Genomic DNA, 25,615 nt, shown 5'->3' with positions numbered 1-25,615 from the left:
AAAGCGACATTACCAAAACCGGATTTAATCACTAATTCACTAAATCAATAATTCAATAATTAAACTGCGATAGCAGCGAAGTCGATACCAAGTTTCCGTAACAAACATTATATTTAACAAAAAACTATACCGCATTTTAAAAGCATTGTTGATATTTGGGCTTCTCCAAACTCTTAAAAAATGAAGCTTAAACATCTACTCCTTGTTCCCTTATGCGTTGCTGCCGTTTCGGTATCGGCACAAAAAAAGAAAGTTAGTACCATTCCCGCTACCGCCTCATTATCACATCCAAAGCTGGTTGTGGGCCTGGTGGTTGATCAGATGCGCTGGGATTATCTGTACAGGTATTATGATCGTTACCAGACAGGAGGTTTTAAGCGTTTATTGAACGAAGGTTTCACTTGCGAAAATACCAATATCGACTATATACCTACCGTAACCGCTGCGGGCCATACCTGTATCTATACCGGCTCGGTACCGGCGCTGCATGGCATAGCAGGTAACGATTTTATTATACAAGCCACTGGAAAATCTATGTACTGCACAGACGACAGCACCGTGCAGGCTGTAGGCAGCACATCAAAAGCCGGTCAGATGTCGCCCCGCAATTTGCTGGTGACTACCGTAACCGACGAGCTGAGACTGGCTACCAACTTCCGCTCCAAAGTTATTGGTATTGCCCTGAAAGACAGGGGTGGTATCCTGCCAGCCGGGCATACGGCCAATGCTGCTTACTGGTTTGATGATGAAAGCGGCAACTGGATTAGCAGTACTTACTACATGACCGGTTTGCCGGCCTGGGTTACGAAATTTAATGATCAGAAAATAGCCGAAAAATACCTGAAACAGGATTGGAACACACTATACCCTGTCAATACCTATGTACAGAGCACACCTGATAACAGCCCTCGTTATGAAGGTAAATTTGGCGGAACAGAAGCACCAACCTTCCCCATTAAAACATCCGAATTATACAAAGGCAAAGTGGGTATGATCCGCTCAACTCCGTTTGGAAACAGCATGACGCTCGACCTGGCCCGCGCCGCGGTTGAAGGCGAACAACTGGGAAAAAATGTGGTGACCGACTTTTTAGCGGTGAGCTTGTCTTCTACAGATTACGTTGGTCATCAATTTGGCCCCAATTCGGTAGAGGCAGAAGATACTTATTTAAGGCTGGATAAGGACCTGGCCTCGTTTTTTAGCTATCTGGATGCTACTGTGGGCAAAGGCAATTACTCTGTTTTTTTAACAGCCGATCATGGCGCCGCGCATAATCCTACATTTTTAACCGATCATAAAATACCGGCCGGTTTCTGGGACGATTATAAGGCTGTTGTTGATATGGAGAAACTGATGGAAGATAAATTTAAAGTGAAAAACCTGATCAGGAGTATGGCCAATTACCAGGTTACCTTCAATAACTCCATCATCAAAAAAGAAGGATTGAATATCGACGCGCTGAAACAAATCTGTATTGATTACCTGCAGGCACAGCCGGCTATTGCTTTTGCTGTGGATATGCAGAGGGCTCAAACCGCCAACATTCCCGAAGATCTGCGTACCCGCATTATCAACGGATATAATGTGGAACATAGTGGTGTGATACAAATTATCCTGAAACCCGGGTACTTTACAGGGCACGGCAGCACCGGTACTACCCATGGTGCCTGGAACCCGTATGATACCCATATCCCGCTGGTATTTATGGGTTGGGGTATTAAACACGGCAGCCTTACCCGCCAAACACACATGGCGGATATCGCCCCAACAGTAGCATCTTTACTGCACATACAAGCACCAAACGGTAATATTGGCAAAACTATCAGCGAAGTGCTAACGCAGGAGAAATTATAAGTTGGAATATCCTAGTTTATAATGTACAGGCATGTGGTTGCTATCATTAGGAAATACATGTGATGAGAAAAAGTAGAATTACATTTATAATATTAGGATGCACTATTTTGTTATTTATTATAGTGAATTATTATGGAAGACAAGACATAAGGAGAAAATTTCTCAAATTCAATAACTCCAAAATAGATGGAAAACTTGTAGATGTTATTCATGGCAAAGGAGTGGTAGATATTGTAGTCAATAATCAGAAATTTACTTTTGCCCCTTCTGTAATCAATAATAAAATGGACTTCCCTTATTTTGCAAAAAAAGGCGATAGTGTTTATAAAGCGGCCAAGGCAGACACGTTAAAGTTAATTCATAATGGGAAGGTGTTTTTATACACATTTGAGAGTTATTAATGTATTTGCTTGAATTATCTCCTTACGCGGGCATATACACCCCTGTGTAAGGAGATAATTCTGACTAAGAAAGAGTATGAAAAAGTACATTTCCAAATTTCACTACCTCACGCAGGATCTGCCCGATCGCAGTCATGTTCAGCAAGTGCAGATAGCCTGCGAAGCGGGTGCTAACTGGGTGCAATACCGTTGCATGACCAAGGCAGAAGATGAACTGATTGACGAGCTGAACGAAATTGCAGGAATCTGCGATGACTGGGGCGCAACCCTCATCATCACCAATCACTATCATTTACTGGATAAGGTAGATGCCCAGGGCGTGCATATCGAAGATCCCCTGGCCAATCTGGCGGCTATACGCAGGGTGATCACAGATGAAAAAACATTAGGCGCATCGGCCAGCAACCCGGATGCCCTGTTAAAAATACAAAGCCTGGGTATTGTGGATTATTGCGGCTATGGCCCCTTTGCGCATACCCATACCAAACAAAATGATTACCCGCTACTAGGTTTTGATGGCTACCGGAAACTGGAACAGCTCCCTATTGATATCCCCGTAATAGCTGTAGGCGGCATACAACTGAATGATGTGGAACACCTGCTGCAGACAGGCATTTATGGCATAGCCGTATCAGGAGCCGTTAACCTGGCGCTCAATCCCGGAGCAGCGTTGAAGGAGTTTTACAGGAAAGTTTATTAAGTTCACAGTCTCAAGATTTATTTTTCGTATCTTTATATAAATCACAGCCTGGCTTTCTTTTTATAGAGAACCGGGCTGTTTTGTTAAGGAATAAAACAGTCCAAAAATCTATTGTTTTATATTTAGTTATTTGACAATCAATAAATTAATACTTTTTAAACTTTTCAAAACACATCAAAATCATGTTTGAATTTGTTAAAAAGTGTTAAAATGAGTGTTTTTAGGTTGATTTTTGAACAGTTTTGGCCTGTTTTTAAGCCGGAAAGTGTTAAAATTCAAGGTTTAAAAAGTTTTTTTGGAGTGGTATACTATTTTAACATTTGTTGTTTAAACACATTCATTAAATATTCATTTATTCTATCTACTTTTAATCGATGTCTTCTCACCATATTGTAAGGGAAAAGCAGGAGCCGGCATTACTGGTGCTGGGGCTTGATGATTTTCCGGAGGAGTTACTGGGGCAGTTGCTGGAGTGGAGTCCCACGGTAATAACCATCCCGCATACCGCCGAAAAACTCCATATGTTGGGTATTAAGGTGGATTGGGTGATTGGCAACGGCGGAGAAGACATGATACAATCAGATGTAAAACTGATGCCCCCCGGCGATAATACGTTGGCAGTAACGGCATTAAATTACCTGATAGCCAACCATTACCCGGCCGTAAACGTAATAACAGACGAACCTGCATTTGATGATCTGTTAAATTATGCCGGGAAAATTGATCTGGTGATATTTCAAGGGTATCAAAAAATTTATGCCATAAGTTCTGGTTTTAGCAAATGGAAACCAGCCGGCGATGAAATACGAATCCTAAACAGTACAAAAGGGTTAAATTACACTGGTTTGGAACAAATAACCCCAGGAAACTTTAAAACCACGCATGATGGTTTTTTTACGCTGAGCTTTCAACAGTCCTTTTTATGGGTTGCAGAAGGGCTGGATTAGGTCAGAAAAGTGTATAATTGAGCTGTTTTTACAGCAGAATACTATATTGGTGTACTTTTTGTTAAATATAATTAAAAACGGATTAAACCGTTTAATCATTTATTAGTCTATATACTTATATCAGCAAAGAATACCCGGCTGATTAGTTAAAAAATTTTCATCATGAAACGCACATATAAAAAATTATTCACTCTAGCTTTAGGAACTCTGTTGAGTTTGTCTTTAGCTTTTACCGCCAATGCACAGCATAGAACCGGCGGTGGTGGTGGCGGCGGTGGCGGCTCAAGATCATCCGGCGGTGGTGGCGGAGGAGGCGGTGGTTTCTCCCGTTCATCCGGTGGTGCAAGCTTTTCACGTCCATCGTTTAACGGTGGTGCGCAACGATCTGCAATAGCTGCACCTCAGCGTACCTATGGTAGCAGTGGCTTTGCCTCACGTACCAACGTTACTGCAGCTCCACAACGTACTTATGGTGCCGGAACCCGCAGCAACATAGCTGTAGCACCTGGTGGTAACCGTGTTAGTACCGGAACAGCTACACGTAGCTATGGTTACGGAACCCGTGGATATGCCAGCGTGAGCAGAAATTCATATGCCGGTGGCCGTGGTACTTACTACAGAAGCGGCGGTAACGGTTACGGTTCCCGTGTTTATCCTAGCTACCGTTATGGCGGTCGTGGCGGTTACTTCGGAAATCATTACTGGTATCCTTACCGTAACTACTATAACTCATACTATTTGCCAAGATTAGGCTTTAGCATAGGATTTTTACCTTATGGTTACTATCCATTTTTCTGGGGCGATTACCAGTACTACTATAGCGATGGTTTATACTACCAACAGGTTAATGATCAATATACTGTAGTTGAGCCACCTGTGGGTGCCGAGATCAAAACATTGCCAAAAGATGCACAGTCTATCATGATTAATGGCGAGCAGTATTATGAATCAAATGGTGTTTACTATCAGCCAATTACTAAAGACGACGGAACCGCCACTTATGTAATTGCAGGTAAAGACGGCGAATTAAATACTGACCAGGGTGGTAACGGTGATGTTCAGCAAGCACCTCAAATAGGTGATATAGTTGGCCAGTTACCACAGGACAGCAGAAAAATAAAGATCAACGGCGAAAAATTGTATGTATCTCCTGATGGTTATTACTACCAGGATACTACAGACAATAATGGTAACAGAGCTTACAAAATTGTAGGTACACCATCTGATGATCCTGCCGATCAGAATCAACAATAAGGCATATAAATTACCTTAGATAGCATATAACGGGCTGCCTCTTCATTGAGGCAGCCCGTTTTTTTATAAATTCAGGGAACACTGAGGCGGTAAAAACGTTATAGAAGTATTTGACCGGTATCCGGTGAACTAATTTTACGCTACAACTATTAACCTGATATGATAAAATATATAGCTGGTTTACTCTTTGCCCTATTGCTGCAGCTATCCTATAACGCCCATGCAGCTTCCCCTAAACAAATCTTAAAATTATACAAGGCCAATAGTGCTTATATACAATACATAGGGCGGATTGACTTCACCAATCCGCTAAGACCCAGGATGTGGTCGCCGGGGGTTTATATCAAACTTCGCTTTGAAGGCAAAAAATGTGAGTTACTGATTAATGACGAGGTGCTGTACGGCAAAAGCCACAATTACCTGGAAATTGCAGTTGATAATAATACGCCCTATCGTATACAAACTACAGGCAAAACCAATGTAATCACCGTAGCAGATGGATTGACAGACGGCGAACATACAGTTGTTATTTGCAAGGACACCGAATCGCAGATCGGCTACATTGATTTTATGGGAGTGAGATGCGTTAAACTTTTACCTCCAACCGCTCAGCCCGCACGTAAAATTGAATATATCGGCGATTCTATTACCAGCGGAGCAGGTATGGATCAGTCTACCACCCCATGCGGTAAGGGCGAGTGGTACGATCAGCATAATGCTTATATGAGTTACGGGCCGCGTACCTCACGTAACTTAAACGCGCAGTGGCAGCTTACTTCGGTTGCAGGTATTGGTATGGTACACAGCTGCTGTAATATGGATATTACCATGCCCCTGGTGTTTGATAAGGTTTTCCTGCGTAATGACTCTATTGCCTGGAATTTTAAACATTACCAGCCCGATGTAGTAACCGTTTGCCTGGGCCAGAATGATGGTGTTGGTGATTCCATCCGCTACTGCGATATCTATACCAAGTTTATTAAGACGGTAAGACAAAAGTATCCGACAGCCGATATCGTATGTTTAAGCAGTCCCATGGCCGATGATAAACTATCTGCCGCGTTGCAAAATTACCTGAGCGCTATTACTGCCGAGGTCAATAATAGTGGCGACAAAAAAGTATATAAATATTTCTTTTCCAGGCGATACTATCAGGGCTGCGGTACACATCCTGATATGAAAGAACATGAATTTATAGCCGATGAACTAACAACCTATTTAAAGCAGCTTAAAGGGTGGTGATTTTTCATCAGAGTAATTATTCGTTAATAAGTTGTTTTTCCATGGAGCTCATGAATGCTGTGTAGTTTGTTTTTTAATGGCGATGAAGTTATCATGAGCCGGTTTGCTCATTCCGGTTTGCGAGCCTTAGCTCATGATGGTTTCAAATAAAGAAAACCTTTTGGGGTTTTTGGGTATTGTTATAGTATACCAATTAATAACATAGCTATGAATAATCATGATCATCAGCAATTAATTCAGAAGCTGTTTAATTGCGTGCTGGCCTGCGAACATTGTGCAACGGCCTGCTTACGTGAAGAGGATGTAAAGATGATGGCTCAGTGTATCAGGCTCGACAGGGATTGTGCTGATATATGTAACCAGGCAGCCCGGTTATTACAACGGGACTCGGCCATTGCCTATCAGTACCTGGTTATATGCGAGGAAATATGCCGGCTTTGCGCCGATGAATGCGGCAAACATCATCACGACCATTGCCGGAAATGTGCAGAAGCATGTTTGGCTTGCGCAGAGGCATGTCATCAACACCACGAACCTGTGACACAGGATTAAGTAAAAAGCCCCATCACAGCTCAGCGATGGGGCTTTTTACTGTACAAGACGGGCAATTAATCCTTTTTCACAAATACACCGTTCTCATCAAAAATCAGGTCGCCACCTTTTATTTCCGCTTCGTAAAATGTTTTCCCGGCCGCATCGGTAACCTTACCTGCTTCCTTGATCTTTGCTCCATTATAATGTACACTCACATAAGGCGCTATGCTTTTGGGAAGATCGGTAATGGGGATGGCCTTTACAATTTCTACAAAGGCTCCGGAGGGAGTAAAAACAGCCGAATTATCTTCGCCCGATTTGCCACCCCAGTTGGCCTCGTAATTACCTTTCTCTTTTTCCCAGTTTACTTTGCTGGCTGTAGGATACTTTGATGCTAGTGCTGATTTAACAACAGCGGGCACATCCTTTGATTTCAGGTTCTGGGCTAATGCGGCATTGGCTATAAAGCCCAGGCCCATCAGCAGTGATAATGTCTTTTTCATGATATTTTTGCTTTACACAAGTATAAAATATCAAGCTGTAGGAAAACTGATGGCTTTTTGTGGAAAATCTGTACTTAAATATTTACCGGATGTTACTCGTAACTATGCCGCTCAAAATCATAATCTGATTGCGAGGTAATGATCTTCTTTCGTCTTTCAATATCGGTACCAACGGAGTGATCATAAATATTGTCGGTAACGGTGTTTTCCCTTTCCTTATCACGCTCAGCGAAATGGATATTGGCCTCGGCGGTTTTGGCTATAGCTACATCATATGGCCCTTTGGGCGACATCAGCTTTACAAATACCGGCAAGCATTCAAACAGGATAAACAGGTAGCCTATAAATGATATAGCCAGGTAAGTATCCAGATCGCGGGTGCCATTCTCGTTATAGGTTAGCTGGCCCAGGGCCCAGTTACGATCGCTGAAGCCGGCAATATTAGTTAGGCTATCCAGCTGATGCTCGGTGAAAAGGCGCGTACTATTTAATCCCTCATAGTCCTTTCGGGCGGCCAGGTATTGGTCCATCTGGCCTAAATTCTGGGTTACTTCCTTTAGACGGCTTTCTTTTTCTTCCAGTACGGCCTGCTTTTGCTTGGCATAAGTACCGTAGCCGGTAATGCCCGATGTTTGGTTGGTTTTATCGCCAAAAACCTCCTGGTTAAGCTGATAGCGTGAGCGATTGATATCCTTTTCCAGCGAATCTTTTTCCTTTTTCAGATCGCCGTTTTTGCCCATCTCCATCGCATATTTTTGCTGATAGGTTTTTTCTAGAGTGTCAATTTTGCGGTGCTGCCCCTTCAGGTACGCTGTTTTTAATTTCTGACGGATCTCTTTATCAAATATTTTCAGCTCCAACGGGCGCGAAATAACCACGCCTATCATAATGGCCAGCAAAATACGCGGCGAAGCCTGCAATATCTGCTGATTGGTACTGCCCTCTTTATTGATGCTCGATACGATGTACCTGTCCATATTAAAAATGGCAGTACCCCATAGCAAACCAAATAAAATGGCAAAGCCTACAGCAAAGGCATCGCCATTAAAAACAAAATACATAGCATAGCCGCCAGATAAGGAGGCAAACAATGCCGTGAAAAATATGGTGGCACCAATGCCCACATATTTATTATGTTCAATAGGATATTTTTTTAGGGTATCAATATGCGCTCCTGAACAAAACCAGAAAAAGCGTGTAACTTTTTTCATCTATTATGATCCATTTTATGGACGATCGTGTTGGGTTAATGTAAACCTTTTCAGCGCTCATCTCTTTTTTCATTGCACGTAAACGTAACAAAACACAAATATTGTGCAATATTATACATAAAACGCACTTAGACATCGATTGTTACAAAAATCGGGCTTAATTATTTGATATAGAAAAAAAGCTACCTTTGGATTATAATTTTATTTAACATGAATGAGATAACCGTACAGGAACTAAAAGAAAAACTGGACAAAGGCGAAGATTTTCAACTGATTGACGTAAGGGAAGAGTTTGAATATGAAACCTCAAACCTGGGCGGACAATTAATACCGCTTGGCGGCATTTTAATTGAAGCCGACAAAGTAAGTAAAGAAAAGCCCGTAGTGGTGATGTGCCGCAGCGGTAAACGCAGCGCGGCGGCCATTATGCAATTGCAGCAATTAGGCTATAGCAACCTGACCAATTTACAGGGTGGTATTTTGGCTTGGGCGGCAGAAATTGATCCATCACTTAATGTGTATTAATTATGGGTTTAAAGTTAGTGCTTAACGTGCTGTATACTGTAGGTATTGTATTATGCCTGTTTGTAGCGTACCAGGCCAACTCCAATAAAAACTTTACTTTACTGGGTGCCGCTATATTGGTTGCCGGGGTAGTTATTGTATTAAAAATAAGACTGTTAAAAGACGTAAGGAACTCGCAAAAAAAGCAGTAACTTCATTGCATGTTTATAGCAATTTTGGGAGTTATTGTGCTCATTGCGGGTATAGTGCTCAAACGCTCACCTGAGCCGGCCGGCCGCTTTAGCGGTACGGCAACCGTTGTTGGATTAGCCCTGGTAGCCGTAGGCCTGCTGCTATCCATATTTAAAGTAATTGAGCCCGGTAAAGTGGGTGTGCAAACTCTTTTTGGTAAGGTACAGGATAATGTACTCGAAAGTGGTTTGCACATCATTAACCCCTTGGTTGATATCACCACCTTTGATATACAAACCCAAACTTACACCATGAGTGCCGTAAGTAACGAGGGCCAAAAGGAGGGCGACGATGCCATCCGGGTGCTGTCGAGCGATGGGCTGGAGGTTACTATTGATCTTTCGGTATTATATAAGGTAACTGCAGACAGGGCTCCTTTTATTTTGCAGAATATCGGCGAAAATTATCTGGATAAGATTGTTCGCCCGGTATCGCGCACTGCTATACGCGATAATGCGGTTAATTATGCCGCTGTTGATCTGTACTCCACTAAACGACAGGAGTTTCAGGATAAAATAAACCGTTATATAACCGCTAATTTTGCTAAACGCGGGCTGGAGCTACAGCAGATCCTGGTGCGTAATATCACCCTGCCAGCCTCGGTAAGGGCCAGTATCGAATCAAAGATCAATGCCGAACAGGACGCTCAGAAAATGCAGTTTGTGTTGCAAAAGGAGCGTCAGGAAGCCGAACGTAAGCGCGTAGAAGCCCAGGGTATAGCCGATTATCAAAAGATCCTTTCTACCGGATTATCAGACAAGCAACTCCAATATGAAGCTATTAAGGCTCAGAAAGAAATCGCCTTATCGTCCAATACCAAAGTAATTATTATTGGTGGTAAGGGTAACCCTATTATGCTGAGCGATAAGTAACACCTGAACAGGTGGGATATTTTGTTAGAAAAAGTGGGTTTACATGGTTTACATAATTTATGGTTTATATTTAGTTAATTAGTTTATAATCAAGTAATTAAATTGAATTTTGCTGCAAAAAGTGTAAACCATGTAAACCGTTCGGCGCAAAGTATTCAATGTTAAGTTTCATCAGTATATTGCTGTGATTTTATAATATCTTCGGGCATGAAATTATCAGTATCAGACCAGAACACTGGCGGCGATCTGTTGCTGCATCACAATGAACCGCAGCTCGACCGACTATTTTACACACGTGATTACGACTATAAATACTTTACCATAGCCTGGAACCGGGGCGAAAAACAAACCGTAACCATTGATGGAGTGGCATATGATTTTATGCCGAATACGGTATTGCCACTTATGTTTAACCAGTCGTTTTATTTTGAGCGCCCCAACGATGTGGTTGCCTGGCAGTTTAACCGCGAATTTTACTGTATTGTTGATCATGATACCGAAGTAAGCTGCGTTGGTTTTTTATTTGGGATGAATGATAATGTATTCATTGACCTGGATGAGGATACGCAACGAAAATTGAAGGTGCTGCTGGATGTATTTATTGAGGAACTCAATACCAGGGATGGTATCCAGACCGAATTGCTCATGATGCTTTTAAAGCGGCTTATTATCATGATCACCAAGTTAGCCAGGGCCAGTAGTTTCCCCGAAGTGAAACTGAATGACGACCGTTTTCACATCCTGCGCAAATTTAATTTACTGGTTGAAATGAATTTCCGCGAACAGCACAGTGTGAGTTATTATGCGGGCAGGTTAAATAAGTCGCCAAAAACTTTATCCAACCTGTTTGCGCTGTACAATCATAAAACGCCTATCCAGATCATCCAGGAGCGGATATTGATAGAAGCCAAGCGCCTGTTGTTCTATACCGATAAATCGGCCAAGCAAATCACCTATGAGCTGGGTTTTGATGATGCCGCTTATTTCAGTAATTTCTTTAAAAAACATACCGCATTATCGCCATCTGATTTCAGAAATAATAAGAAAATGGTGGCCTAGGGAAAAAATTACAAGTCGTCGGGAAGTATGCCCATTCCTCAGGTGCAGGAGTTGCTGCACCTTTGTATCGTTGATTCAAACAACAAACATCAACGAACAAAACAATGAAAACTCAAACTCTGAAAAACGCATTAAAAACAGGCTTAGCTGCCTCAGCTATTATTTTATCAACTATTATTGGTTCAGCCCCTAAAGCAGAAGCCCAAACCGTAAAAAATATAGTATTGGTGCATGGCGCCTTTGCCGATGGTTCTGGCTATAAAGGTGTTTATGATATCCTGACTAAAAAAGGCTATAACGTAACCGTTGTTCAAAACCCTTTAACATCGCTTAAAGATGATGTGGATGCTACCAACCGTGTTATTGACAAACAAGACGGACCTGTAATATTGGTAGGTCACTCATGGGGTGGTACCGTAATTACCGAAGCCGGTACCAATCCTAAAGTAAAAGCACTGGTTTATATAGCCGCCTTTGCTCCTGATAACGGAGAAACTACTTTGAAACTGGTTCAATCATTACCAGCCGCTCCCGAAAACGGCATATTGCCTCCGGACGAAAAAGGCTTTGTTTATTTTGGCAAAGAAAAATTCCACGCCGGTTTTGCCGCCGACCTGAGCAAAGAAGTAGCTGACTTTATGTACGCTTCACAAGGCCCTATCGCTGCACAATGTTTTGTGGCCCCTATTACCGAAGCCGCCTGGAAAACTAAACCCAGCTATGGTATAGTAGCCACCGAAGACAAAGCCATTAACCCGGACATTGAACGTAACATGTACAAACGTGCCGGCGCCAAAGTAACCGAAATAAAAGCAAGTCACGTGGTATTCATCTCACACCCGGATGCCGTTGCCAAAGTGATTATGGATGCAGCTAATAATGTGAAATAATTTTAGGATCATAAAATAGCAAGGCCGCTTATCTTAATGATAGGCGGCCCTTTTTGTCGTTAGTTACCTCCGCATATAAAAGATTGTCATGCTGAACGCAGTGAAACATCTAATTTACAGCTTGCCAATTCACGAATAGACTCTTCGTTCATACCCATGACGTGCCCCCATCATGTCATTGCGAGGAGGAACGACGAAGCAATCTCGTAGCTATTTTTATCCATAAGAACGCGAGGGGATTGCTTCGTGCCTCGCAATGACATATTTTTATAAAATTGAAACCTTAATTAAACGCGTCATTTCACCCTTAAAGGCCCCTGATTTTACAACTCAGGACGACAAATTAAGTTAAGGCTGTCATCCTTCGACAAGCTCAGGAGGACAACTCATTCATGAAATTCGCAATAATTAGAAAAAATTCGCGCTTACTTCCTTATACCCAAGCCTGGGTCATTATTCAAAATATATTTACCATCAGCAAAATCGGGCATCTGGTAGGGGTTGTTGCTTACTAAAAAAGGCCCATCAAGGTCAACCCAGTCGCTTTGGGGGGCGAGGGCCAGGCCGGCGAGGGCGGCGCAGCTGGTTTCGGTCATGCAGCCTATCATGATCTTGAGGTCGAGTTCACGGGCTCGTTTGATCATCCGGCTGGCTTCATATATCCCTGCCGATTTCATGAGCTTGATATTGATGCCGGTATAAACGCCCTTGGCTTTATCCACATCTTCAAAACGCTGTACAGCCTCATCGCCAATAATAGGGATAGGGCTGCGTTCAGTGAGCCAGGCATTGCTGTCGGGATCGGTTTTGAGCATGGGTTGTTCTATCAGTTTTACGCCTTGTTCTTGTAACCAATAGGTCATGTCGAGGCTTTGCTGCAGATCAGTCCAGCCCTGGTTGGCATCTACATAAAGGGGCACATCAGTCACGGAACGTATGGTAGTAATGAGTTCTTTGTCGTTATCCTTACCCAACTTTACTTTGATCACCTTAAAGCCTTCGGCCTCTTTTACTTTTTTGATGATCATTTCTGGCGTATCAATACCTATGGTAAAACTGGTCACCGGCATTTTTGCAGGATCGCTACCCAGCAGTTGCCAGCAGGGTTGTTGTTTGATCTTTCCATCCAGATCGTGCAGGGCAATATCAATGGCTGCTTTAATAGCCGGGTTGCCCGGAGCTATGCTATCCAGATAATTGATCACCGCACCAAAATCAACGGGATAACTGATCTGGCTGATATCAACCTTACTCAAAAAAGCGATAGCAGTTTCGTGGCTTTCGCCCATATATGGCACCATAGATGCTTCACCATACCCGGTATGGCCTTCGTGCTTAATTTGCACCAGCATAATTGGGGTAGAGGTACGCGAAAACTTGGCTATGGTAAAAGCGTGTTTGAGTTGCAGTTCAAAGGGTTGATATGTCAGTTCCATGGGTTTTTAAATATGCGGATGTGCAAATATGCAGATGTGCAGATGAAAAATAATGTGCGGATGTGCAAATTTTAAATGTGCAGATGAAAAATGATGTGTAAGTTATGTCAAAAAATCTGCACATCTGCATATTTGCACATCCACACATCTAAAACCATCCTTATCTTTGCGGCCATGTCGGCACAAATTTATTCACCGTTCGAGCGTTTTAATTTCAGTAATAATAAGTGTTTCCTGAGCGGGCAGCCTTTGAATTCTGAAGAAGAAAAGATACAGGTTTTTCCGCAATGGCTCATGAGCCGCTACGGCCTGGAAGATAAGCCTTTTAAACTGCTCGACGAAAGTATGGCCACCTACAAAGACCTTAAACTGCCCTGCACTGCCGATATCAACGAACAATTCCTGGAACCCCTGGAAGCTGAAATAGCCGCCGCTTTTAATGCAGGTTACGATGCTGTAAAACAAGTGGATGAGCTGAAACTATTTCAGTGGGCCGGTAAACTGCTGTACGGTATTATATTTAATGAGATCCAGGCCGGTATTAAACAACAGCATGCCCAGGGCGAAGAGTTCAGCATGTCGCAGGCCATTATTCATAAATTCAGTCACCTGCACCTGATGCTGCAAAGCCTCAACCTGCCTATCGAGCTGGATGGTTTTAAGCCTTTCAGTTTAGTATTGTTCAAGGTTGATAATGCCGAAGATATTTTTGGCTATCGCGATGAGATCAATACGCTGACGTTCTCGCTCCGGATCAAAGATTTTGGCCTGATCATTTGCCTGCAGGATAATGGCGCGAATGCCAGCTATCACCAGGCGGCCTTAGAAAAAATTAAAGGCCAAACCCTGCACCCGGTACAATTTGAGGAGGTTAACGCGCGCTTTTTTTATTCGGCATACTTGTTTAACCGCCTGCCTGAATATAATATACTACCCGTTGAAGATATCATTTATATAGAAGCCATGCCGCTGCGGGGCACCAGTACCAAACCTTTGTTTGATGATTGGGTACCCAAAGTTTACGGCCAGGTACTGGAAAATTTCTGGAAAAACTGGGGTTTCCTGTTGTTCGAGATCATCAAGAATCCCGAAGACCCCATGAGTTTCCTGTTTGATGCTGATGGTAATCCTATCAGTGCAGCATCGATTGAACTCGCTCGGTAATTTGCTGAAAAAAGCCAGGTAAAATGCCAGGGTGAAAAATAATGGTGATCATCAATCCACTAAGGGCACCGTACAAGTGGGCATCGTGATTAATATTATCACGGGAGTATTTGGAAGCATAACTGCAATAAACCAGGTATAGTATACCAAATATTACCGCTGGTATAGGTATCGGGATTGGGAGGATCATCATTTGGCCCAATGGATTATATAATATGGCGCTAAAAACCACCGCACTCACCGCACCTGATGCACCAAGGCTATAATAGTTGTAATTTTCCCGATGCTTAAGCACCGATGGCATATCACTTAAAATTAAGCTGGCCATGTACAGTACAGCAAATTGCCAGTGCCCTAAAACAGGTTCCAGATTAAAGGCAAAAAAATAGAAGGACAGCATGTTAAAAAACAAGTGCATCCAGTCTTTATGAATAAGTCCGCTGGTGATAACGGTATAAACATAACGGCCGCGCGAAACGTTGTAAGGGTGTAATATCAGTTTGCCGTATAGGTTTTCGTTGGAAAAAGCCATCAGCGTGGTGATGATGGTAATAACGAATATGACACAGGCAACGGGAGCGGTAAGCAAGTTTTCCATTTATTTAAGATCGAGTTTGGTGTCGGTGAGCAGTCTGCCCACCGGATAACGCATAAAAGTTTTTTCAAAATAGGGTGAATTGCGGTAAACAAAGAATAATTGTGCCTGCGCGCTGCCGGCCAGTTTGGGGTCTTTGCTTTTCGCGTCATCGAGTTTCTTTTTCAGTTCTGGGTCTTTTTTTAATAAGTTGGCAGCGATATCTTCAAATACATAATCAGAAAAATATTCTTTTTCGCCCAGCATCGAATCAAAAAAGTTCCAGGCAAAAAAGGAATCGACACCCTGCGGCTCCAAAGTTTCCACAATATAACGGTTAATAGACTGGTTAGTATATACCACATAATCGCCGGCATAAAATTTAACCCGCGTATCCACCGGATTCAGTTTAACAGCCGAGTGCAGGTAATGTCCTTCAAAAGGTTTTTGCGGGGTTTTATAGTCTTCAATATAATACATCTGTAAACCCAAGGTGGTGTCATGCGCCAGTTGCTGCATTTTAACCCCGTTCAGTTTAAACAGGTCGATCACCTTACCCCAGGCTTGTGGTATCACATAGGCTACCGGTTTATCGGCCGTGGTGGTAACTTTATAGGTGTTCCAAAAGTTAATGGTTTTGGTGTAAGGTTTATTCCGGTCATAATACAAGCGGTTTAAGCCGCTCACTTCGCTGGTTTTATAGCCGGCCTCGTAGCCTTTGAAAGTAATGGTATCTCTGGCTTCCCGGTCTACAGTCCAGTTCAGCGCGAAATTTTTTTGCTGAGCCACCTCTGCATCGGCTTGTTGTTTCAGTTGACCTATCAGTTTGGCATCGCGCTGATAGATATTGATGAGGTGCTGCATAAAATCATACGTAGCATATACCCGTTTGTCAAAAGCCTTGAGCATATGCGTTTCGGTAATATAACTGATGATATTATGCTGGGCGGCAAAGCCGGTGGCAAAGCGGGGTGTTTCCAGAAAGCTTACGATGCCCGAGTCGGGCAGGCCTTCTTCGCCGGCACCATAGGGGATCATTTCATACCCGCTTTTTTTCATGTGGCTGTACAAATAGGGTGTAAGCGTTTTGGAGGTATAAGTAGCCAGGATAGGGTTTTGTTTATCCTTTTGCGTTTCAATAAGGGTCATTACATACTGGTAATCGGCGCCATCGCTGGTATGGTTATCCAGGAATACCTCGGGTTTCCAGGCAGTGAGTATTTGTGTAAACGCGAGGGCGTTGCGGCTGTCGGCTTTGATGAAATCGCGGTTCAGGTCCAGGTTACGATAGTTCCCCCTGAAACCATATGCTACCGGACCGTTCTGACTAACACGGCTCAAACCCCGGTTCAGGTTACCATCAATATTGTATAAAGCAATAAGGCATATCACTACGTCTTTGGGCAGCTGATCTTTTTTCAACAGATCGCGCACCAACATCATACTGGCATCTATGCCTTCGGGCTCACCGGGATGTATGCCATTGTTGATGAGCAGCACGCGTTTGTTTTGTTTTTTGATCGAAGCCGGATCAAAAACTTTATCCCGCGACAGAACAATGAGCGTAAGCGGTTTGCCTATATCGGTAGTGCCGTAATTGATCAGCCTCATTTGTTGAGGATACAGCTTATTCAGGTTTTTATAATAAGCTATAACTTCGGCATAGGTAGCGGTGTAATTATGATCCTGATGCTGCTCAAACGGCGTTAACTGAGCTTTAACCGACAAGGAGATTAAGCAAATTAATAAAGCGGATAGAATTTTCTTCATCGGGATGTATTATTGCTCAAATATAGTATTTGGGAGCCAAGAGATGAGATGCAATGGCTAAGAGAATCTCAAATAAGGTAATTAATCTTCGTTCCTGTATCTCAGCTCTTCCTTCAGCTCAGCCTGTAGTTTTTTCGATAGACCAAGAACCACCTGATCATAAGAATGATCAATCATTTCGCAGAGTTGCTTATGGGTTAGTGAACCATCCATGTAAACGGTGTTCCACATTTTTTTATTCATATGATAGCCTGGTTGTACTTCGCTATAACGCTCACGCAGGTCGACGGCAAGCTCGGGTTCGCACTTCACATTAAACCGGTTACCGTTTTCTAACCCGATCAGTAAAAATAATTTACCGCTAACTTTAAAAACAAGGGTATCCTCGCCAAAAGGAAAGCCTTCTGTTACTCCTGGCTTTTGCAGGCAATAATCACGTAATTCTTCTATATTCAAAATCTGAAATCTCTGATCAGTTTATTATAGGATACGGTATTACCAAAATTGTACCGGAAACCTATCGTGAAGTGGGCATATTGGTCGGGAGCATTGTTTTTAAACTTAGCCGGAGGGTCATCATATCCATCAAGACCTTCGCCAAAAGTATAATTATGTTCATACCCTAAGGTAATGGTATAACCAACCTGATTGTATGAATCATAAATTTTAAACTCATAGCCAAAACGTAGCGGTAAAACCAGGTTGATACTTTTGTCTTTACCCTGAAAGCCTTCTTTGGTACCCAAAGGGCCGTGATAGTAAGAATTGCTGGGATCGGAAAACGCGGGTGGGTTGCCACGCTGTATAAATTTCATGTTGTTAGATATAGCACCGATCCCCGTACCTACATAAAAGTTTTTAACCGCGTTTAAAAAACCATTGTCTGCATAATCAATAAAGCTACCTAATTGGGCATCAGCATGCAGCAATAAAGCTTTATAAGCATTCTTGTACATACGTCCGTAAGCATCTTTATCGGGGGTAAGTCCCCCTCCGGACAGTGTACCAAACTGGTATTCCAGTGCAACAGGCACGTAAGGATTAAAGTTGTAGGCCAGGTTTAGGTTATAAATAGCATGCCAGTCCTGCCTTTTGGTATCGGCATAAGCCCTGCCATAACCAATGCCGCCGCCAACACCCCATTCATAATAATTATACCCTTCCTGTGCCTTTACCTTAAACCCTGCAACTGCTAAAACAAAAAACAGAATAAATTTTTTCAAAGCTAAATTTTAATCAATATTTACAAAAGGAACATGCCGGGTACGGTTGCCGGTAAAACTTTACTAATATATAGCTTTATGAATTTTCATTCATTATTAAACTTTACCGTTACCGAACGCTTCTTGCGTTACGTTACCCTTGATACGCAATCAGACCCCTCTTCTGTTTCATTTCCGTCGACAGAAAAGCAAAAAGATTTGGCACGGCTGCTGGTTGATGAGCTTTTAGGCATAGGAGTTGCCGATGCCCATATGGACAAATATGGTTATGTATATGCCACTATACCATCCAATACAGATAAACAGGTGCCTGTAATTTGTTTTTGCTCGCACATGGATACCGCGCCCGATTGCAGCGGGAAAGACGTAAAGCCCATTGTTCATAAAAATTACCAGGGACAGGATATTATATTACCGGATGATACTTCTCAGATTATAAAGCAGGCGGAACACCCCGACTTGAAAAATCAAATAAGTAACGATGTGATAACTGCAAGCGGTACCACACTATTGGGAGCCGATAATAAAGCCGGTGTTGCCGAGATCATGGACGCTTGTTACCAGCTGATGAACCACCCCGAAATAAAACATGGTGATATCCGGATATTATTTACCCCCGATGAAGAGGTGGGCCATGGAGTTGATCATGTAGATATTGCCAAACTGGGTGCCTATGCCGGTTATACTATGGATGGTGAAAGCGCAGGTAATATGGAAAATGAAACTTTCTCGGCAGATGGAGCAAGATTAACCATTAATGGCGTAAGCTCGCACCCGGGCTTTGCCAAGGGTAAAATGGAAAGCGCCATTAAAATTGCAGGAGAGATCATCGCCGCTTTGCCTGATGATTTGTCGCCCGAGCATACAGAAGGTATGCAGGGTTTTATACACCCCGTAGCTATTGAAGGGCATGTAGAGACTGCCGGCATTGATTTTATCATCCGTGATTTTGACGCAAAAAAATTGAGTGATCATGCTGATGTGATCCGCAAAACGGCTGACTTGGTATTAAAAAAATATCCTGCATCAACTTATAGTTTAACGGTAAGCGAGCAATACCGCAATATGAAAACAGTATTGGATAAGCATCCGGAGATTGTAGAGTATGCTATGGAAGCCATCGGTCGTACAGGTATTAAAGCCAAACTTTGCAGCATCAGGGGAGGCACCGACGGATCCAGATTGTCCTTCATGGGTTTGCCTTGTCCTAATATATTCGCAGGCGAACATGCTTTTCACAGCAAACAGGAATGGGTATCGGTACAGGATATGCAAAAAGCCGTGGAAACCATATTGCACCTCTGCATGATCTGGGAAGAAAAAAGTTAATAAGATTTGAATATGTATACAATAAGAACAGCGACCGTAAATGATGTAGAAACCATCATCCAAATAGCCGACCAAACCTGGTGGGTTACTTACAGTCCGATACTGGAAAAAGAACAGATCTCTTTTATGCTGAATGAGATCTACTCGACGGATAAGATCAGCAAGCAGATTGAAACCGGTGCGCAAACTTTTATCCTGTTATTGGAAGGAGAAGAGCCTGTAGCTTTTGCAGCCTATTCGCCGCGTGAAGAGGATGCTGATATTTATAAACTGCATAAGCTGTATTGCCTGCCCAAAACACAAGGTAAAGGTTATGGTAAAGTGCTAATTAATGAAGTGATTCAAAGAACAACAGATGCCGGTAAACAGATACTGGAATTGAATGTGAACCGCTATAACAACGCCAAAACCTTTTATGAAAAAATGGGATTCGTAGTCGCTTCAGAAGAGGATATAGCCATTGGCCCGTATTGGATGAATGATTATGTAATGCGGAAGGAGTTGTAAAACATATTAAAACCGATTTGAAGTTGGCCAATAAAAGAGATCATTATAAGGATATATTGCTCGGTGTTGCCATTGGAGACGCGATGGGGGTGCCAGTGGAATTTGAAGAAAGGAGTCAGCGCGTAAAAAATCCCGTTACCGATATGATGGGCTTTGGTACGTACAATATGCCTCCCGGAACATGGTCCGACGATAGTGCCCTGACCTTCTGCCTTGCAGAAAGCATCGCTAATGGATTTAATTTACAGGGATTAGCTGGCAATTTTACATCGTGGTTATATCAAAGTTATTGGACAGCTACAGGCGTAGTTTTTGACGTAGGCATAGCTACACGAGAGGCAATAAATCGCTTGCTGGAAGGTTGCAGGGCCGATTTAGCAGGAGGATTTGATGAATCATCAAATGGAAACGGCAGCCTTATGCGAATACTGCCTTTGGTATTGTATGTAAAGGATATGCCAATAGAGAGTCGGTACGAGATCACAAAACAGGTATCGTCTCTTACACATGGACATATACGATCGGTAATTGCTTGTTTTTATTATCTTGAATTTGCCCGTCAACTTATCCAGGGTACCGATAAACTTACCATATACCATAATTTAAAAAGAGAGATATCTGATTTTTTAACATTACGATCGATCAATCCTGAAGAAGTTAGTTTATTTAACAGATTGCTTTTGGATAATATATTTCAAATAGAGACCAAAAAGATACATAGCACTGGTTATGTATTGCACACTTTAGAGGCAAGTATCTGGTGTTTATTAACTACTGATACTTATAAAGAAGCTGTGTTGAAAGCGGTGAATCTGGGATTGGACACTGATACTACAGGTGCAGTAACAGGCGGGTTGGCAGGATTGTTATATGGTGCTGATCAAATTCCGGTTAATTGGGTTAAGGATATAAAAAGATTGCCGGATATCCTGGATCTGGCCCAACGGATGAGGAATGCCTTAACATAGATGGATAAGCTTCAAAAAAACTTATCCATCTATATTACAATCTACCAAATCTTTACCCGCTTAGCCGGGTCTATCCACATTTTATCACCTTTTTTAACTTTAAATGCCTGGTAAAATTCAGGTACATCGCTAAAAGGACCGTTTACACGCAAAAATCCTGGGGCATGAACATCCGTTAGTATCTGATTGGCCAGGGCCTCATCCCGTTCCTGGCCCAGCCAGCCCAGCGCATAGCCTAAGAAGAACCGCTGCATAGGGGTTAATCCGTTTATCAGTTTACCCTGCTTATATTGCTGGGTCTTTTTAAAAGCATCAATGCCTAAAACAATACCGCCCAAATCGGCAATGTTTTCGCCAAGGGTAGCTTTGCCGTTTACGTGCAGGCTATCCAATACTACATAACTGCTAAACTGATCGGCCAGTACTTTAGCACGTTGGTTGAATTTAACCGAGTCGGTGGCGGTCCACCAGGTTTTTAAGTTGCCCTTGGCATCAAACAGGCGGCCCTCATCATCAAAGCCATGCGTAATTTCATGGCCAATTGTAGAAGCGGCTACATAGCCATAAGCTACTGCATCATCAACCTCGCTATCCTTAACACCGGGAATAGTGAACTGGGCAGCAGGCAGTGTGATCTCATTATTGGATGGGCTATAGCTGGCATTATAGGTTTGCGGTGTCATGCCCCACTCGGTATGATCAACCGGTTTGCCCAATTTGTTAATGTTCACCGCATAAGCCCAATGCCGGGCACGCATCACATTACCCGCGTACGACTCACGGTCCATCACCAGGGTCGAAAAATCTTTCCATTTGTCCGGATAGCCCACTTTAGGATGTATGGCGTTCAATTTTACGATTGCTTTTTGCTTGGTTTGGGGGCTCATCCAATCTAGCTTGGCAATATGTTCGCGGTAGGCTTGTCTGATGGCTTCTACCATTTCGGTATAACGCAATTTAGCCGTTGCCGGGAAATATTCTTTCACAAACAGCTGACCCAAAGCTTCACCCATCAATCCGTTCTCGGTATCCAGTACGCGTTTCCAACGGGGTAATTGTTCCTTTCGCCCCGATATCACCTTGCCGCTAAAACGGAAACTTTCCTGTTCGGCGGCGGCGTTCAGATAGGGGGCATAAGATGATATCAGTTTCCAGCGGAGGTAAGCTTTCCAATCATCAAGCTGGAATGTTTTCAGCGCGGTATTAACAGCCCTGTAATATTCAGGCTGACCAACTATGACGCTATCCACCGGTTTTAGTTCCAGCGTTTTAAATACAGTGGTCCAGTTGATATTGGGAGTAAGGGCGTTTAATTGCGCAACGGTCATTTTATGATAGTTGCGATATGGATCGCGCAGGTTTTCGAGTTTACGGCTGCTGTCGGCAAAAAATTGCTCTATCTTATAAATACTTTCGGCTCCTTTGGCCGCCTGCTGCTCATCCCAACCACTGATTTTGAGCATAGTTGGCAGGTGATTAGTTTTATAATCGGTACGTACACGGGTAGTGCGGGCATCGGTTTTAAAATAATAGTCGCGGTTGGGTAAACCTAAACCGGTCTGACTAAGCTGCAGCATCATTTTTGAACTATTCTTGGCATCCTGGCTAACCCGGCTGCCAATGAAATTGCGGGTGCCTGTAGTGGTTAATACCGCGGCAGCGTTTAAGATACCGTTAATGTCGATAGCCTGATCTATCAGGTCCAACTGGGCTTTTAAAGGATTGATGCCTTGTTTCTCGATGTTGACAGTATCCAGACCACTATAATAAAAGTCGCCGATTTTTTGGGTAGTGCTTCCTTTGGGCGCATTGGCGGTTAAGGCGTCTTCATTGATCTTTTTTAGCCGGTTGCGGATCTCTTCCTGCACCACATTGCCAATTCCCCAGCTGGAATATGCTGCCGGGATAGGGTTGCGTTTAAGCCAGCCGCCATTGGCATATTTAAAAAAATCGGTACGCGGATCAACGGATTTATCCAGGTTATCATAAACCGGATCGTTTGAAGTTTCGGACTGTTCAATCTGATAAGCACTTAGTGCTAAAAGCGCTATGGAGGCACAACCAAGAAGCGTTGTTTTGTAAAGTTTTATCATATGGGTATAATGTTTACCAACAAATTTAAATAAAAACAAGCTGTTGATTCACTGGTGTTTGTAACAGTGTTGTTGGGGCTTAATTCAGCTTAACGTCATTGCGAGTAAGAGTTTAGCAATCTCTTCGCGTTTATATGTATGCGAGGAGATTGCTTCGTCGTACCTCCTCGCAATGACATGTGTTGTTTATTGCTACCCCTTTAGGGGGCTGGGGGGCTTTTACCAGATCTTCACGCGCTTATCCGGATCAAGCCACATTTTATCGCCTTTTTTAATGTGGAAGGCGTCGTAAAATTCGGGTACATCGGTAAATGGTCCGTTTACACGCATAAAGCCAGGAGCGTGTGGGTTGGTCAGTATCTGGCTGGATAAAGATTCCTGACGATCCTGCCCAAGCCAACCCAGCGCATAACCCAGGAAATAGCGTTGTATAGGAGTTAATCCGTTAATGGTTTTTCCTTCTTTATATTGCTCGGTTTTCTTAAAGGCATCAAGACCAATCACTATACCGCCAAGGTCGGCAATGTTTTCACCCTGTGTGGCTTTACCGTTTACATGCAGGCCATAAATGCTGTAGCCATTAAACTGATTTACCAGCATTTGAGCACGCTGAGTAAACTTTACCGAATCTTGTGGCAGCCACCAGGCTTTTAAATTGCCTTCGGCATCAAACTGCCGGCCTTCATCATCAAAACCGTGAGTCATTTCGTGACCAATGGTGGAGGCTGCTGCATATCCATATATTACCGCGTCGTCAATATCTTCATCCTTGGCACCCGGGATAGTAAATATACCTGCAGGTAATACAATTTCATTATTTGATGGATTGTAATAGGCATTATATGTTTGCGGTGTTATACCCCATTCGGTACGGTCGACCGGTTTGCCCAGCTTGGCAGCGCTGTATTTATGCCACCAGTTATTGGCACGCATTACATTTAAAGCATAGGGGCCACGGTTAATTTCCAGGCTCGAAAAATCTTTCCATTTATCCGGATAGCCTACCTTAGGCATTACTTTGCTCAGTTTATAATATGCTTTTTCTTTAGTTTGCGGACTCATCCAGTCCAGCTTTTCAATGTGTTCCTTAAAAGTAGCACGCATGGTTTCTACCAATTTCACATAACGGTCCTTGGTTTTTTCTGGAAAGTATTCTTTTACAAATATTTGCCCCAGTATTTCGCCCATTACACCGTTTTCGGTATCCAGTACGCGTTTCCAGCGGGGTAGTTGTTCTTTTTTGCCGTTAAGCACGGTGCCGTAGAAGCGGAAAAGCTCCTGGTCAAAGGGTTTACTCAGGTAAGGGCCAAACTCTGACACCAGGTTTTTACGGAGATAGTTTTTCCAGTCGTCTATATTATAGGTATGGAGTGCCTTGCTGAGCGCCCGGTAATATTCTGGCTGACCAACAATAACGGTATCCACATTCTTGTAATCCATTTTTTCAAATGTGGGTTTCCAGTCAACCTCAGGCACCAACTTGTTTAAGCCAGCCAGCGGCATTTTATTATAGTTATGATAGGGATCGCGCAAATCTTCCAGCTTACGGCTGCTATCGGCCAGTGATTTTTCAAGAGCGTAGGTCTGTTTCGTTGCTGCTGTAGCTGCATCGGGTTGCAAGCCAATCAGCTTAAACAGGGTGGGCAGATGCTTTTGCTGATAATCGTTTCGTACAATAATACTATGTGCATCGGTATTAAAATAATAATCACGATCGGGCAAACCAATACCGTCCTGGCCCAATTGCAAAACGATCTTGCCGCTGTTTTTAGCATCCTGACCCGCATAGGTACCCAGGGGTGTAGTAACGCCGATGGTACTCAGGTGTGCAAACTCCTCTATTAATCCTTTAATATCTTTTACCTGGTCAATTTTAGAGAGCTCATCTTTAAGAGGCGATAAACCTTGCTTCTCGATGCCAACGGTATCCATACCGCTGAAATAAAAATCACCAATTTTTTGAGTATTACTGCCTTTAGGAGCATCAGCCTTAAGTGCATCCTCATTTATTTTTTTCATGCGGTTGCGCAATTCCTCTTCCACTACATTCCCTATTCCCCAGGAAGCATACGCCGCTGGTATGGGATTTTTTTTAAGCCATGCACCGTTGGCATACTTAAAAAAATCGTCGCCGGGCTTTACGGTTGTATCCATGTTTTTAAACACGGGATCATTATCGGCATAGGTCTTGGTTTTATCATTACAGGCGGTAAGTGCCAGCAGACCAAAAACAATTGCGATAGCTGCCGGGGGGAATGTTCTTTTGATCATAAATTTTTGAGTGTGTATGTTATAAAATACAACGGATGTATGGAATAATAGAATTTG

Annotated in this window: 25 protein-coding genes; 16 read left to right on the top strand and 9 right to left on the bottom strand. The window is 43.0% G+C overall.

Translation table 11 applies throughout. The annotated features are described in order from the left end of the window. The first annotated feature begins 180 nt into the window (after positions 1–180). The 7 genes from pafA to G7092_RS27860 all read left to right on the top strand — a co-directional run bounded on the left by pafA (position 181) and on the right by G7092_RS27860 (position 6,950). The gene (gene pafA, locus G7092_RS27890; RefSeq protein ID WP_166095075.1) at positions 181–1,854 is read left to right on the top strand and encodes an alkaline phosphatase PafA; all 1,674 of its coding nucleotides are present in this window, start codon (positions 181–183) and stop codon (positions 1,852–1,854) included. A 62-nt stretch (positions 1,855–1,916) separates the two neighbouring features. Next, positions 1,917–2,255 (top strand): hypothetical protein, encoded by a 339-nt coding sequence (locus G7092_RS27885; protein WP_166095072.1) that lies wholly within the window; start codon positions 1,917–1,919, stop codon positions 2,253–2,255. A gap of 76 nt (positions 2,256–2,331) precedes the next feature. Continuing rightward, on the top strand, positions 2,332–2,955 hold the full coding sequence (locus tag G7092_RS27880; protein ID WP_166095070.1) for a thiamine phosphate synthase: 624 nt from the start codon (positions 2,332–2,334) through the stop codon (positions 2,953–2,955). A gap of 374 nt (positions 2,956–3,329) precedes the next feature. Further along, a complete protein-coding gene (locus G7092_RS27875; protein WP_166095068.1) occupies positions 3,330–3,902 on the top strand; it encodes a thiamine diphosphokinase in 573 nt (190 codons plus the stop codon). A gap of 162 nt (positions 3,903–4,064) precedes the next feature. After that, a complete protein-coding gene (locus G7092_RS27870) occupies positions 4,065–5,156 on the top strand; it encodes a DUF6515 family protein (RefSeq protein ID WP_166095066.1) in 1,092 nt (363 codons plus the stop codon). A gap of 159 nt (positions 5,157–5,315) precedes the next feature. Beyond that, the gene (locus G7092_RS27865) at positions 5,316–6,398 is read left to right on the top strand and encodes a GDSL-type esterase/lipase family protein (protein ID WP_202985447.1); all 1,083 of its coding nucleotides are present in this window, start codon (positions 5,316–5,318) and stop codon (positions 6,396–6,398) included. A gap of 207 nt (positions 6,399–6,605) precedes the next feature. Further along, positions 6,606–6,950: a four-helix bundle copper-binding protein gene (locus G7092_RS27860; protein ID WP_166095063.1), complete on the top strand. Its 345-nt coding sequence runs from the start codon at positions 6,606–6,608 to the stop codon at positions 6,948–6,950. A gap of 56 nt (positions 6,951–7,006) precedes the next feature. Here G7092_RS27860 and G7092_RS27855 read toward each other — a convergent pair whose 3' ends face one another. Together G7092_RS27855 and G7092_RS27850 are read right to left on the bottom strand one after the other, a co-directional pair. Next, a complete protein-coding gene (locus G7092_RS27855; protein ID WP_166095061.1) occupies positions 7,007–7,435 on the bottom strand; it encodes a PepSY-like domain-containing protein in 429 nt (142 codons plus the stop codon). 92 nt (positions 7,436–7,527) lie between these two features. After that, positions 7,528–8,646 carry a DUF4407 domain-containing protein gene (locus tag G7092_RS27850; protein ID WP_166095059.1) on the bottom strand — a complete coding sequence of 373 codons (1,119 nt, stop codon included), beginning with the start codon at positions 8,644–8,646 and terminating at the stop codon, positions 7,528–7,530. 210 nt (positions 8,647–8,856) lie between these two features. Between G7092_RS27850 and G7092_RS27845 the strand changes: the two genes are divergently transcribed. The 5 genes from G7092_RS27845 (at position 8,857) to G7092_RS27825 (ending at position 12,223) form a co-directional block, all read left to right on the top strand. Further along, positions 8,857–9,171, top strand: a complete 315-nt coding sequence (locus G7092_RS27845) for a rhodanese-like domain-containing protein (protein WP_166095056.1) — start codon at positions 8,857–8,859, stop codon at positions 9,169–9,171. Between the two features lie 2 nt (positions 9,172–9,173). Continuing rightward, positions 9,174–9,362, top strand: a complete 189-nt coding sequence (locus G7092_RS27840; protein ID WP_076376413.1) for a DUF6358 family protein — start codon at positions 9,174–9,176, stop codon at positions 9,360–9,362. A gap of 9 nt (positions 9,363–9,371) precedes the next feature. Beyond that, complete coding sequence (locus tag G7092_RS27835) at positions 9,372–10,274, top strand: prohibitin family protein (protein WP_166095054.1); 903 nt, start codon at positions 9,372–9,374, stop codon at positions 10,272–10,274. 207 nt (positions 10,275–10,481) lie between these two features. Next, positions 10,482–11,333 (top strand): helix-turn-helix domain-containing protein, encoded by an 852-nt coding sequence (locus G7092_RS27830; protein WP_166095052.1) that lies wholly within the window; start codon positions 10,482–10,484, stop codon positions 11,331–11,333. Between the two features lie 104 nt (positions 11,334–11,437). Further along, positions 11,438–12,223, top strand: coding sequence for an alpha/beta hydrolase (locus tag G7092_RS27825; RefSeq protein ID WP_166095049.1), 786 nt, complete (start codon positions 11,438–11,440; stop codon positions 12,221–12,223). 425 nt (positions 12,224–12,648) lie between these two features. On the opposite strand, the gene G7092_RS27820 is transcribed toward G7092_RS27825, so the two are convergent. Next, positions 12,649–13,659 carry a dipeptide epimerase gene (locus G7092_RS27820; protein ID WP_166095047.1) on the bottom strand — a complete coding sequence of 337 codons (1,011 nt, stop codon included), beginning with the start codon at positions 13,657–13,659 and terminating at the stop codon, positions 12,649–12,651. Positions 13,660–13,833: 174 nt separating this feature from the next. On the opposite strand from G7092_RS27820, the gene G7092_RS27815 reads away from it, so the two are divergent. Continuing rightward, the gene (locus tag G7092_RS27815; protein WP_166095044.1) at positions 13,834–14,823 is read left to right on the top strand and encodes a hypothetical protein; all 990 of its coding nucleotides are present in this window, start codon (positions 13,834–13,836) and stop codon (positions 14,821–14,823) included. On the opposite strand, the gene G7092_RS27810 is transcribed toward G7092_RS27815, so the two are convergent. The 4 genes from G7092_RS27810 to G7092_RS27795 form a co-directional block, all read right to left on the bottom strand. Then, complete coding sequence (locus G7092_RS27810) at positions 14,792–15,421, bottom strand: rhomboid family intramembrane serine protease (RefSeq protein WP_166095042.1); 630 nt, start codon at positions 15,419–15,421, stop codon at positions 14,792–14,794. The two genes, G7092_RS27815 and G7092_RS27810, sit on opposite strands and share 32 nt — an antisense overlap. Beyond that, positions 15,422–17,167, bottom strand: a complete 1,746-nt coding sequence (locus G7092_RS27805; protein WP_166095040.1) for a M14 family zinc carboxypeptidase — start codon at positions 17,165–17,167, stop codon at positions 15,422–15,424. An 81-nt stretch (positions 17,168–17,248) separates the two neighbouring features. Continuing rightward, positions 17,249–17,623 carry an MmcQ/YjbR family DNA-binding protein gene (locus G7092_RS27800; protein WP_166095037.1) on the bottom strand — a complete coding sequence of 125 codons (375 nt, stop codon included), beginning with the start codon at positions 17,621–17,623 and terminating at the stop codon, positions 17,249–17,251. Next, positions 17,620–18,390, bottom strand: coding sequence for a hypothetical protein (locus tag G7092_RS27795; RefSeq protein WP_166095035.1), 771 nt, complete (start codon positions 18,388–18,390; stop codon positions 17,620–17,622). Before G7092_RS27795 ends, G7092_RS27800 begins: the two co-directional genes overlap by 4 nt. 78 nt (positions 18,391–18,468) lie before the next feature. Here G7092_RS27795 and pepT point away from each other — a divergent pair, with 78 nt between their 5' ends. Genes pepT through G7092_RS27780 form a run of 3 tightly spaced genes read left to right on the top strand, consistent with a single transcriptional unit; the run spans position 18,469 to position 21,194 of the window. Beyond that, a complete protein-coding gene (gene pepT, locus G7092_RS27790; protein WP_166095032.1) occupies positions 18,469–19,719 on the top strand; it encodes a peptidase T in 1,251 nt (416 codons plus the stop codon). 12 nt (positions 19,720–19,731) lie between these two features. Next, the gene (locus tag G7092_RS27785; RefSeq protein ID WP_166095030.1) at positions 19,732–20,226 is read left to right on the top strand and encodes a GNAT family N-acetyltransferase; all 495 of its coding nucleotides are present in this window, start codon (positions 19,732–19,734) and stop codon (positions 20,224–20,226) included. 23 nt (positions 20,227–20,249) lie between these two features. Continuing rightward, on the top strand, positions 20,250–21,194 hold the full coding sequence (locus G7092_RS27780; RefSeq protein WP_235953958.1) for an ADP-ribosylglycohydrolase family protein: 945 nt from the start codon (positions 20,250–20,252) through the stop codon (positions 21,192–21,194). A 41-nt stretch (positions 21,195–21,235) separates the two neighbouring features. Here the strand turns inward: G7092_RS27780 and G7092_RS27775 are convergent, their stop codons facing one another. Both G7092_RS27775 and G7092_RS27770 read right to left on the bottom strand, forming a co-directional pair. Further along, positions 21,236–23,287 (bottom strand): M13 family metallopeptidase, encoded by a 2,052-nt coding sequence (locus G7092_RS27775; protein ID WP_166095028.1) that lies wholly within the window; start codon positions 23,285–23,287, stop codon positions 21,236–21,238. Positions 23,288–23,506: 219 nt separating this feature from the next. Beyond that, positions 23,507–25,558, bottom strand: coding sequence for a M13 family metallopeptidase (locus G7092_RS27770; protein WP_166095026.1), 2,052 nt, complete (start codon positions 25,556–25,558; stop codon positions 23,507–23,509). Positions 25,559–25,615: the final 57 nt, after the last annotated feature.

Origin of the sequence: Mucilaginibacter inviolabilis (genome assembly GCF_011089895.1) — a bacterium.
GTDB classification, from domain to species: domain Bacteria; phylum Bacteroidota; class Bacteroidia; order Sphingobacteriales; family Sphingobacteriaceae; genus Mucilaginibacter; species Mucilaginibacter inviolabilis.
This window is presented reverse-complemented; position numbering and strand designations above follow the sequence as displayed.